Below are 12,169 nucleotides of genomic sequence, written 5' to 3' on the forward strand. Positions count from 1 at the left end.
TGAACTGACCGAGAAGATTGAGCAGTACGAGCGGGAAGGCCGTGCTGAACACGGTCAGCTGGACAAGATTCAGGATTTTATTGATGAAGTCAGCAAGTACGCTGGCATCACCGAACTGAACTATAAGATTCTGCATCAGCTGATTGACAAGATTCTGGTATCCAGAGCGGAAAAGGTCGATGGCGAATACGTCCAGAAAATCCAGATTTTCTACCGCTTTATCGGCCCATTGGATGCCATCGAGTAACAATGTCAGAAAAGTCACCTCCGAGAACTATCCTACAGAGGACGGAAAAACAGAGTAAAAGAGTTTTTGATATTGCAAGCAAGCCGGGCCTGCGGGTCTGGCTTGCTTTTTTTTGAACAACGCAAAACTTGAAAAAGTTGTAAAACCGCGCTATACTTACACATAATTATAAATGGGAAAGGAGGGCAGGCCCATGCTTTTTCGTTCACCGTTCGTGCGCTTTTTCAGCCGCATTCTGAACCGCGTCACCATCACGGTGGTGTTGGTGGCATTGCAGCTGCTGTGGCTGTGCTGGGTGGCGTTTGCCATCACCACCGGCACGGGCCGCGTGTGGGTGAACGGCCTGCTCAACGCACTGAGCCTGCTCATCGTCCTGTACCTTGTGCGCAAGGATGAGAACAGCGCCTACAAGGTGGGCTGGATCGCGCTGATCGGCATTCTGCCGCTGCTGGGCGGTGCGCTGTATCTGGCCTTTGGCAACAAACGCCCGGCCAAGCGTCTGCGCCTGAAAATGCAGGCGGTGGAGGATGCCCACAAAAAAGACCTTGTACAGGAGCCGGGTGTGCTGGAAGGTTTGGATGCCCGCGAGCAGGGGCAGAGCCGATATGTGGCAAAGTACGGCCCCTATCCGGCGTGGCAGAACACTCGCACGCAGTATTTTGCCTGCGGCGAAGCCATGTATCCGCAGCTGCTGGCCGATCTGGAAAAGGCTGAAAAGAGCATCTTTCTGGAATTTTTCATCGTGAGCCACGGCTGCATGTGGAACGGCATTGAAAAGATCCTGCGCCGCAAGGCTGCGCAGGGCGTGGATGTGCGCCTGATCTACGATGATTTTGGCAGTCTGCTGGGTCTGCCCGCCGATTTCATCGTGCGCATGGAGCGGGCGCACATCCGCTGCATCCCGTTCAACCCGGTGGTGCCGCTGCTCTCGCTGGTGATGAACCACCGCGACCACCGCAAGATCGTAGTCATTGACGGTACGGTGGCCTACACCGGCGGCGTGAATCTGGCAGATGAGTATATCAATGCGGAGCAGCGCTTTGGCTACTGGAAGGATGCAGCCCTGCGTGTGGAAGGCGATGCCGCGTGGAACTTTACGGTGATGTTCCTCAACTTCTGGAACGCCTTCCGCCCCAGCGAGACGGATTATGATGCATTTCGCCCCATGCCGCTGGTGCCGCCGGTATCGGACGGCATCGTGCAGCCCTACGCGGACAGCCCGCTGGACGAGGAACCGATGGCTGAGACGGTGTACCTGAACATCCTTGCGCAGGCACAGCGGTATGTTTATATCTACACGCCCTACCTTGCCGTGGGCGAGGAAATGCTGGACGCACTGAAAAACGCGGCCAAGCGCGGGGTGGACATCCGGCTGGTGCTGCCGGGCATCCCGGACAAAAAGCTGGTGTTCCGGCTGAGCCGGTCGTACTATCTGCCGCTTTTGAGGGCAGGTGTACGCATTTACGAATATACGCCCGGCTTTCTGCATGCCAAGTGCTGGGTAAGCGACGATGTAACTGCCGTAGTGGGCAGCATCAACATGGACTACCGCAGCCTGTTCCTACACTTTGAGTGCGGTGTACTGCTGCAAAAGAACAGTCAGGTGGCAGTTCTGCGGGACGATGTACGGGCCACGCTGCCGCAGTGCCGCGAGATACAGGTGACGGAATGCCGCACCAGCCTGCCCGGCACGGTGCTGGACAGTGTGCTGCGGCTGCTGAGCCCCTTGATGTAAAGAAACTCCTTCAGTCACCTCCGGTGACAGCTCCCTCTGGGAGGGAGCCTTTGGCGAAGAAGAAAAGCTTTCTGCACTGCCAAAGCCTCCCTCCGGGAGACAGACTTCCCCCGGCCGGGGGAAGATGTCACGTAAGTGACAAAAAGGGGAACAGGTGGATGCGAACGAAGTGAGCAGACGGAAGGAGTTCCGTTTTATAAAACGTTCCTTTTCCGGGTAAACTAGCCCAAAAGCCCCTTTACGATGGGGGCAGGAAAGGGAGCGTTTTATTATAATGAAAAAGATACCTCGCATGATCCTGGGCTGCACGCTGGCGGCAGCTCTGGCCCTGACCGCCTGCAGCCGAAGCGATTCCGGTTCCTCCGGCAGCATGAGCACGAACATGGGCGGCAGTTCATCGCAGACGGGGCAGAACGCTGCATACCGCACCGGCCTTGGCATCCTGACCGAAGCGTCTGATCAGGAACGCGCGGGCAAGATCGATACCATCGCAGCTGCCGTTCTGCTGGATGCCGAGGGCAGGGTGGCAGATGTGATGCTGGACGAGGTGGAGATCTCGGTCACGGGGGACAGCACCGGCAAGGTGACGATGCCCACCGACAATCGCACCAAGCGCCAGAAGGGCGATGATTACCCGCTGGCGGCGGTGTCCTCGCTGAAAAAGGGCTGGGCAGAGCAGGCGGATGCCTTTGGCAATTATCTTACCGGCAAAACCCCGGATGAGGTGAAGAAGCTTGCCACCGACGATGACGGCAAGCCGAAGGATGCTGACCTGCTCTCCACCTGCACCATTGCGGTGGACGGCTATCGGGATGCTGTGGTGCGCGCCTGCGAGAATGCAAAGGCAGTCGGCTCGGCCCGCGGCGACCGCGCTGTGCTGGGCGTGTCAGTGCGCAATGACACCAAGGAACTGACCGCCGACGATGACCACGATGTGACCGCGCAGGTGGACATCACAGTGGCAGCCCTGACGCTGGATGCTGACGGCCGTGTGACCGGTGCAGTGGCGGATGTGGCAGAGCCTGCCCTTACCGTGGGCGCGGATGGTACGGTGTCGGCACCGGAGATGGTCAAAACCAAGGTGGAACTGGGCGACAGCTACGGGATGCGCGGGGCATCCAGTCTGGGCAAGGAATGGTACGAGCACAGCGAGGGTTGGTGCGATTACCTGAAGGGCAAGACCCGTACTGAGATCGCAGGCATCCCGGACGATGGTTCGGATGCCGACCTTGCGGCACTGTGCACCATCTCGGTGACGGAGCTGCAGAAGGCTGCGCTGGCGGCGTTTGCGGAAGAGTAAAGCGGAGAAAAGAGGGAAGGCGCAAAGCTTTTCCTCTTTTCTTTGTGCAATCAGACCAAAGAATTGGCGAAGAAAAGCCTTGAAAAAGACGAACTGCACTAACTTTTGCATTTCCTCTTGCCAAATGACTGCAAACGCGCTATTCTATAGTCACAGTTTAACACTTTAGCATGATAAAATGCTAAACCGAGAGGGAACACATTTGGGAAACAAAAAGGGAGGAACCTTTTATGAAACGTCTTGTCTCTGCTTTTCTGGCAGGTGCCATGGCACTGAGCCTTGCCGCCTGCGGCGGTGCCGCATCCACTTCCACCGTGGCATCTTCTGCCTCTGCATCCGGGAGCGCAGCCGCCTCCGAGACCGCAGCCAGCGATCTGGACTACATCAAGGAAAAGGGCAAGATGGTCATTGGCTACACCGTCTATGAGCCGATGAACTACACCGATGCCGACGGCAACTTTACCGGTTTTGATACCGAGCTGGCAACTGCCGTGTGCGAAAAGCTGGGAGTCGAGCCGGAGTTCGTGGAGATCAACTGGGATACCAAGGTGGTGGAGCTGGATGCCAAGAGCATCGACTGCATCTGGAACGGTATGACCCTGACCGATGACATCATGGCCAACACCGCCACCACCAAGGCCTACGCCAAGAACGCACAGGTCGTGGTCGTGAAGGACGGCACCGACTACAGCTCCACTGCGGATCTGGTGGGCAAGACCGTGGTTGCCGAGGCTGGTTCTGCCGGTGAAGCCGCCATTGAGGGCGACGAGAACCTTGCACAGGCCGATTATGTCTCCAAGAGCGTGCAGACCGACTGCCTGATGGAAGTTGCCGCAGGCACTGCTGATGCCGCTGTGCTGGATCTGACTCTGGCCAACGCCATGATCGGTGAGGGCACCGACTATGCAAGCCTGAAGATCGTGGACGAGCTGAACGCTGAAGAGTACGGCGTGGCCTTCCGCAAGGGCAGCGATGCCGCCGCAGCTGTGGATGCCGCCTTTGACGAGCTGAAGGCTGACGGCACCATGCAGGCTCTGGCCGACAAGTACGATCTGGCTCTGGCCGACTGAGTTCTATAAGAATGTAATTACTCCTTCCGTCATCGCTGCGCGATGCCACCTCCCTCGGTGAGGGAGGCTTTTTGTTGCCGATATGCGTGAGGCTCCCTCATTGAGGGAGCTGTCACCGAAGGTGACGGAAGGAGTTCAAAAAACGGATTGATGGGTGTGTTCTTGTGTCTGTGATTCTGAGTCGCCTTTCCGGCGCGTTTCTGCTCAACTGTGAGCTGTTCGCTCTGACCCTGCTGTTTGCGCTGCCGCTGGGTCTGGTGGTGGCTTTCGGCTCCATGAGCCGGTGTAAGCCGCTTTCCGGCGCGGTAAAGACCTTTGTGTGGGTCATCCGCGGCACGCCGCTGATGCTGCAGATCATCGTGATCTACCTTGGCCCCGGCCTGCTGGGCATGAATAACCCTTGGCCCTCCGGCTCCGGCGGACGCATGGTGGCGGCGGTGGTGGCTTTTGCCATCAATTACGCCTGCTACTTCTCCGAGATCTACCGCGGCGGCATCGAAGCCGTTCCCAAGGGCCAGACCGAGGCCGGTCAGGTGCTGGGCATGACCAAGACCCAGATCTTTTTCAAGGTGACGCTGCTGCAGGTGGTCAAGCGCATTCTGGCCCCCATGGGCAATGAGGTGATCACCCTCGTCAAGGATACCTCACTGGCAAACACCATTGCCAACAAGGAGATCATCATGATGGCCAAGGAGTACAGCGCAAAGGGCTTGATCTGGCCGCTGTTCTCCACTGCCATCTTCTTCCTGGTGTTCGTGGGTGCACTCACCCTGCTGTTTGGCTGGGCCGAAAAGAAACTGGATTATTTCCGCTGATGAAAGGGAGGAAATTGGATCATGGCACTGCTTGAAGCCTCCGGCATCGGCAAAAACTTTGGCGATACCAAAGTACTCAAGGATATCTCACTCACGCTGGAACAGGGCGAAGCGCTGGCGATCATCGGCTCGTCCGGCTCCGGTAAGACCACCCTGCTGCGCTGCCTGAACTTTCTGGAACGGCCGGACACCGGCATCATCAAGGTGAACGGCGAGACCATGTGGGACGCTGCCGACCCCGCCACCCAGCGCGAGAGCGAGATCCGCAAAAAACGGCTGCATTTTGGTCTGGTATTCCAGAACTTCAACCTCTTCCCGCAGTACACCGCCCTGCAGAACGTAATGCTGGCGGGTGAACTGCTGGCGAAGGAGCGCCCGGACTACAAGGCCAACAAAAAGGCCATCCATGCCGAGCTGGAACAGCAGGCACAGGAACTTCTGGCCCAGATGGGCCTTTCTGCCCGGGCAGGCCACTACCCGCACCAGCTTTCCGGCGGTCAGCAGCAGCGCGTGGCCATTGCCCGTGCACTGGCTCTGCACCCGGACATTCTCTGCTTCGACGAGCCGACCTCGGCCCTCGACCCGGAGCTGACCGGCGAGGTGCTGCGCGTCCTGCGCGACCTTGCCGACCGCAAGACCACCATGATCATCGTCACCCACGAGATGCACTTTGCCCGTGACGTGGCCGACCGCATCATGTTCATGGATGGCGGCGTGGTGGTGGAGGAAGGCCCTGCCAAGCAGCTCATTGAGCACCCGCAGGAGGAACGCACCAAACAGTTCCTTGCGCATTACTCGGAATAAGCAAAATCACCAATTCTTGCGGCAAAAATTCGTAAATGTTGATGCAATGCAAATCTTGTAAATCCTGCGTCACTCCACTATAATATCATTCATGAATGTACACGACGTCCTGCCCCTTTCCGGCAGGGCGTTTTTCACGGCAAAAATCACGACATCAAGCCGGTTCCCAGTGTGGCAGGAGGATTTTATACTATGACAAAGGATATGACCCAAGGCAGTCCGCTCAAGCTGATCCTTGCGTTTGCGGTGCCGCTGATGCTGGGCAGCCTGTTCCAGCAGTTCTACAATCTGGCCGATACCATCATCGTGGGCCGCTTTGTGGGCGTGGAAGCGCTGGCCGCTGTGGGCAGCGTGGGCGGTTTGAACTATCTGGTGCTGGGCTTTGTGAACGGCATCGCCTGCGGTTTTTCCATCCCCATCTCGTGGACTTTCGGCGCAAAGGACTACAAGGAGATGCGCCGCTACACTGCCAACACCGTGTGGCTTTCCATCTTCTTTGCGGTGGTGCTGACCATTGTCACTGTGGCGCTGACCCGCTCGGTGCTGGTGTGGACGAACACCCCGGAAAACATCATCGACCTTGCGGATATCTATATCCGCACCATTTTTGCAGGCATCCCCTTCACTCTGCTTTATAATGTGACCAGCGCGCTGATGCGTGCACTGGGCGACAGCAAGCGCCCGCTGTATTTCCTGCTGGTGGCAAGCTTTTTGAACATCGGGCTGGATCTGGTGTGCATCATCGTGTTCCAGATGGGGGCATTCGGTGCGGCATTTGCCACTGTGGTCAGTCAGGCTGTGGCGGGTCTGGGCAGTCTTTTGTACATCCTGCGCCACTACCCGGAGCTGCGCTGGAGCAGGGAAGAGGGCTGTTTCAGCCTGACCCACTGCGCAAAGCTGTGCAGCATGGGCATTCCCATGGGCCTGCAGTGCAGCATTACGGCCATTGGCAGCGTGGTGCTGCAGGGTGCGGTGAACGGTCTGGGCAGCGACATCGTGGCTGCGCAGACCGCCGGCGGCAAGGCTGCGCAGTTCCTGTGCGTGCCGCTGGAGAGCATCGGCACCGCCATGACCACCTACGCCAGCCAGAATATGGGCGCGAAGGATCTGGACCGTGTGGACCGGGGTGTGTACACCGCCCTCGGCATCGGCTGCGTGTACAGCATTGCGTCCTTCCTCATCCTGCGTGTGACGGATAAGCTGCTCATCGGCCTGTTTTTGGATGCCAGCGAGACTGCCATCATGGCCAATGCCCAGAGCTTCATCTTCTGGAACAGCGTATTCTACATCCCGCTGGCGGTGCTCATTATCTACCGCTACACCATTCAGGGTCTGGGCTTCTCCGGCCTTGCCATGTTTGCCGGTGTGGCCGAGATGATCGCCCGCGCCATGGTGGGCTTCTGGTTCGTGCCGCTGTGGGGCTACTTTGCGGCCTGCATCGCAAGCCCGGTGGCATGGTTCTTTGCCTGCTTCTTCCTCATTCCGGCCTACTTTGTGGTGCGCAAACGCCTGCAGAAGGAAAAGGACGTCGAGAAGGAACACGATGCCCGCACCGCAAACGCTTAAAGAATGTTCGCAAGCTCTCCTGCAAAGGGGAGCTTTTTTGCTGTTCGGGCTGTAGAGTAGGCCGCGTGCTGGGAGCTTTCTCCGCGAACAGCCCGGAACCCACGGTTCCGCCCCTGTGCTTACGCACGGGGCCCCACTTCCCGGACATTCGCTGGAGAAACTCCCAGCCCTTGGTTTCAGGGAACTTTATCAGGTGCTACTGTGGGAGTGTTATCTGATACAGTGACGGATTATTAACGCTGATGCGATGAAAAATACAGTGTATCAAGCTGATACAGTGCCCCTTGATTGATACAGTGAGTCAGTGTATCAGGGCAGGCCAGTGTATCAACCTGATACACTGGCAAAAAGAAACATAAGTAAGTTATATATTTCTCACTGTATCATGTGTTTCTCCACGGTAGGGCTGCACTGCAGTCTGCCCGGATGATTTACAAATCCCGCCAAAAGCGTTATACTACTTATGATTGTGTAATTTGGCAGGAGGTGAGCGCATGGCAGAGCAGCAGCTGGAACAGATCGAGGGCACCGTGGAGGACATCATCTACGAGAACACCGACAACGGCTATATGGTGTTCGAGGTGTCCGGCGGCGGTGTGGTCACAGTGGTGTGCGGCATTGTGGGTGAACTGCACGCGGGCGAAAGCGTGGTCTGCCGCGGCCGCTACGAGAACCACGCCACCTATGGCCGCCAGTTTCACGCACAGGAGTGCGAGACCGACATGCCCAAGGATCTGGAAGCGGTGTACGCCTTCCTTGCCAGCCGGTCACTGCCGTACATCGGGGCCAAGACGGCGGATAAGATCATCGACCTGTTCGGTGCCGAGGCGCTTGAGGTGATCGCCAACGACCCGGCCCGGCTCACGCAGGTGCCCGGCATCTCGGCGGACAAGGCCGACCGCATCCAGCAGGAGTTCAAGCGGATGTTCGGCATGCGGGAGCTGATCGCCTATCTGGCGCAGTTCGAGATCAGCCCGCGCCGCGCGATGGAAGTGTTCCGCACCTTCGGCCCCGGGGCCATGCAGGCCATTGCGGCAAATCCCTATCTGCTCTGCGGCGAACCGCTGCAGCTGGATTTCCGCCACGCGGACAGCATTGCCCAGTATTACCACATGGAAGGTGACTGCGCCCAGCGGCTGGAAGCGGCCCTGCTGCGCACCCTGCGCCACAACGCGGGCAACGGCCACACCTGCCTGCCGCGCACCCAGCTGCTGGAAACGGCATCCAATTTTATCCATCAGCCGCCGGAAAAGCTGGCTGCTGCGCTGGACGAGTGCATCCGCACCGAAGAACTGCGGGTGAAGCTGTTTGACGGCACACCGTATATTTATCTGCCCGACCTGCTGGAAGCCGAGGAGGACATTGCCGCCCGGCTTGCCATGCTGACAAAACGGGGCAAGAATACCGCCCACGGGCTGGATAAAAACATTCAAATTCTGGAACTGACGCAGGGCTTTGCCTATGCGCCCCTGCAAAAGGAAGCCATCCGCAAAGCCATGACCGAGAACTGCCTTGTGCTCACCGGCGGCCCCGGCACCGGCAAGACCACCACCGTCAACGCCATTCTGCAGCTGCTGGAGGATCAGGCGGAACGGGTGGCCCTGTGTGCGCCCACCGGCCGCGCGGCTAAACGGCTGAGTGAGCTGACCGGCCGCAAGGCCAGCACCATCCACCGTCTTTTGGAGGTGGACTACACCGGCGGCGTGGTCAGCTTTATCCACAACGACAAGAACCTGCTCAAGTGCGATGTGGTCATTCTGGACGAAATGAGCATGGTGGATGTGAAGCTGTTTCAGGCCCTGATCGCAGCGCTGCGCTACAGCTGCCGCATTATCATGGTAGGTGATGCCGACCAGCTGCCCAGCGTCGGCCCCGGCAATATTCTGGGCGAGATCATCCGCTCCGGGCTGGTGCCCACCGTGTGCCTGAACGAGATCTTCCGGCAGGCAAAGCGCAGCCTGATCGTGGAGAACGCCCACCACATCATCTCAGGTGAACCGCTGCAGAAGGGCGGTAAGACCGACGACTTCTTCTTTTTGGAATCGGACGGCGATGCGGCCCAGCGGTTGGTGTGTGATCTGGTCACCACCCGCCTGCCGCGCAGCTACGGCTTCGATCCGATCCGGGACATTCAGGTGCTGTGCCCCACCAAGCTTGGCCCTACCGGCACACAGGCACTGAATGTGGAACTGCAGAACCTGCTGAACCCGGAACAGACGGGCAAGCCCCAGCTGCAAAGCGCCGCCCGGGTGTTCCGCGTGGGCGATAAGGTGATGCAGGTGCGCAATAATTACGAGATCATCTGGAACCGCATTGGCGGGGAGCAGGGCGTGGGTGCCTACAATGGCGACATCGGCATTGTGGAGAGCATCAACACGCGGGATCGCTCCATGGTGGTGCGCATGGATGACAAGCGGCTGGTCTACCCGGCAGAAAACCTGGGCGAGCTGGAAATCGCCTATGCCATCACGGTACACAAAAGTCAGGGCAGCGAGTTCCCGGCGGTGATCTTGCCGGTGGCGCAGGTGCCGCCGCGGCTGTGCTACCGCAACCTGTTCTACACCGGCGTTACCCGTGCACGGAAGCTGTGCATCGTGGCGGGCCGCAGGGACGTTGTGAACCGCATGATGGGCAACATCCGCCAGAACCTGCGCTACAGCGGCCTTGCCTATCTTTTGCAGGCAGAGCTGCCGCCGGAACAGACGGAAGCAGAATAACTCCTTCCGTCACCTTCGGTGACAGCTCCCTCGGAAAGGGAGCCTCTGGCGAAGAGGAAAAGCTTTCTGCACTGCCAAAGCCTTCCTCCGGGAGACAGACTTCCCCCGGCCGGGACAGATTCTCCCCGCGCCGGGGAGAAATGTCACCACAGGTGACAAAGAGAGGAACAGATGTCACGTAAGTGACAAAAAGGGGAACAGGTGGATGCGAACAAAGTGAGCAGACGGAAGGAGTTCAAAACCGGTATACTTTTTACGGCAACTATGCTATACTGTAGGCTGGTATGATTTCCGGCCTGCATCAACAGGCCGTTGTTTCGATAGAGAAACCAGAGAAAGGAAAAAGAGAACTTATGGCACAGAACGATATCGGTATCGATCTTGGTACCACTACCATTATCATTGCGCAGGAGGGCAAGGGCGTTGTGCTCAACCAGCCCAGCGTTGTGGCAATGGATACCCGCAAGAAGACCGTGCTGGAAGCAGGCGATAAGGCCCTTGCTATGGTGGGCCGCACCCCGAACTATATTTCTGCCATCTTCCCGCTGAAGGACGGTGTGATCAGTGACCATACCATGACCCGTGAGCTGATCTGCCGTTTTGTCAAGCAGGTGTACAGCTCCCACATGGTCAAGCCCCGCGTGGCCGTCTGTGTGCCCGCTGCCATTACCGGCATTGAAAGCGATGCCGTGGTGGAGGCTGTGGTGGCCGCTGGTGCCCGTCAGGTGTACCTGATCGACGAACCCATTGCCGCTGCCCTTGGCTCCGGCATCGACATCACCCAGCCGGAGGGCCGCATGATCATTGATATCGGCGGCGGAACCACCGATATTGCAGTGCTTTCTCTGGGCGGCAAGGTCAAGGCCACCAGCGTGCGCGTGGCCGGCAACCACTACGACGAAGAGATCCTCAAGTTCGTGCGCAACAAGTACAGCGTTGCCATTGGCCAGCGCACCGCCGAAGAGCTGAAAAAGAACGTGGCCTGCTGCCCCCAGAAGACTGATTTCCACGAGACCATGGAGATCAAGGGCCGCAGCCTGCTCACCGGCCTGCCGGTGCGTGTGAATGTTTCCACTGACGACCTGTACGACCCGGTCATGATGCTCAGCGAGCAGATCGGCACCGCGGCCCATCAGGTGCTGGAAAAGACCCCTCCGGAACTGGCAGGCGATATCTTCCGCAATGGTGTCATGCTGACCGGCGGCGGTGCACAGCTGCACGGCCTTACCGAATACCTGAGCGAAGAGCTGAAGGTGGAGGTGACGGTTTCGCCCGATCCCGTCAACTGTGTGGCACTGGGCACTGCCATGAGCCTTGGCCTGAACGACAAGCTGGAAACCGGCTTTTTGGATGCAACGCCCCGCATTGGCCGCAGATAATCAAAGCTGCACCATTTATCCATGAATCTGAACAAAAGCGCCAAAAAGAAAAAATATCTATTTTTGTTGAAATAAATTGGAAAATAAGGTATAATGTACCCAAATTGATTTTCTGCTGACGATCTTGTATCGGACGCAGTATACAAGAAACAGGAGGAAAACCATGGATTTAGGTTTTGACGTGGTCGTTACCATTACCGGCATCGTACTGGTGTTCTTGATCCTTATCCTGCTGATGGCGATTATCACGCTGGAAGGCAAGATCTTCGATTCGATGAACGCAAAGAAGAAGGCTGCCAAGGAAGCCGCCAAGGCTCCCGCTGTACAGCCCGCTGCACCCGTGCAGCAGGCCGCAGCTGCTCCCGCTCCTCAGGTGGAAGAGGGCATTCCCGGTGATGTGATCGCCGCCATTATGGCAGCAATCCATGCAATGGGCAACGGCAAGTACACCCTCAAGGCTGTGCGCCGCAGCAAGAACGGCTGGGGCAATGCGGGTGTAAACGACACCACCGCACCGTTTTAACAGAGGAGGAAGA

Annotated in this window: 10 protein-coding genes; all 10 read left to right on the top strand. The window is 58.0% G+C overall.

The genetic code is table 11. The features are described 5' to 3' along the window. A partial coding sequence (locus tag DWY76_RS12425) for a DUF4368 domain-containing protein (protein ID WP_120081490.1) occupies nt 1-247 on the top strand: 247 nt, incomplete at its 5' end. Nucleotides 248-440: 193 nt separating this feature from the next. Beyond that, nucleotides 441-1,982, top strand: a complete 1,542-nt coding sequence (cls, locus tag DWY76_RS12430; protein WP_120081491.1) for a cardiolipin synthase — start codon at nt 441-443, stop codon at nt 1,980-1,982. Between the two features lie 274 nt (nt 1,983-2,256). Next, a complete protein-coding gene (locus DWY76_RS12435; RefSeq protein ID WP_120081492.1) occupies nt 2,257-3,282 on the top strand; it encodes a hypothetical protein in 1,026 nt (341 codons plus the stop codon). A 230-nt stretch (nt 3,283-3,512) separates the two neighbouring features. Then, on the top strand, nt 3,513-4,352 hold the full coding sequence (locus tag DWY76_RS12440) for a transporter substrate-binding domain-containing protein (protein ID WP_005938948.1): 840 nt from the start codon (nt 3,513-3,515) through the stop codon (nt 4,350-4,352). A 170-nt stretch (nt 4,353-4,522) separates the two neighbouring features. Continuing rightward, nucleotides 4,523-5,167: an amino acid ABC transporter permease gene (locus DWY76_RS12445; protein ID WP_005938622.1), complete on the top strand. Its 645-nt coding sequence runs from the start codon at nt 4,523-4,525 to the stop codon at nt 5,165-5,167. A gap of 21 nt (nt 5,168-5,188) precedes the next feature. Beyond that, nucleotides 5,189-5,971 carry an amino acid ABC transporter ATP-binding protein gene (locus DWY76_RS12450; RefSeq protein ID WP_005938624.1) on the top strand — a complete coding sequence of 261 codons (783 nt, stop codon included), beginning with the start codon at nt 5,189-5,191 and terminating at the stop codon, nt 5,969-5,971. A 192-nt stretch (nt 5,972-6,163) separates the two neighbouring features. Further along, on the top strand, nt 6,164-7,537 hold the full coding sequence (locus DWY76_RS12455) for an MATE family efflux transporter (protein ID WP_097775428.1): 1,374 nt from the start codon (nt 6,164-6,166) through the stop codon (nt 7,535-7,537). A gap of 494 nt (nt 7,538-8,031) precedes the next feature. Then, a complete protein-coding gene (locus DWY76_RS12460; RefSeq protein WP_097777679.1) occupies nt 8,032-10,254 on the top strand; it encodes an ATP-dependent RecD-like DNA helicase in 2,223 nt (740 codons plus the stop codon). Nucleotides 10,255-10,607: 353 nt separating this feature from the next. After that, nucleotides 10,608-11,633, top strand: a complete 1,026-nt coding sequence (locus DWY76_RS12465; protein WP_005941460.1) for a rod shape-determining protein — start codon at nt 10,608-10,610, stop codon at nt 11,631-11,633. Nucleotides 11,634-11,796: 163 nt separating this feature from the next. Further along, nucleotides 11,797-12,156 carry an OadG family transporter subunit gene (locus DWY76_RS12470; protein WP_097782221.1) on the top strand — a complete coding sequence of 120 codons (360 nt, stop codon included), beginning with the start codon at nt 11,797-11,799 and terminating at the stop codon, nt 12,154-12,156. Nucleotides 12,157-12,169: the final 13 nt, after the last annotated feature.

It is taken from the genome of Faecalibacterium sp. AF27-11BH (assembly GCF_003603005.1).
Classification (GTDB): domain Bacteria; phylum Bacillota; class Clostridia; order Oscillospirales; family Ruminococcaceae; genus Faecalibacterium; species Faecalibacterium taiwanense.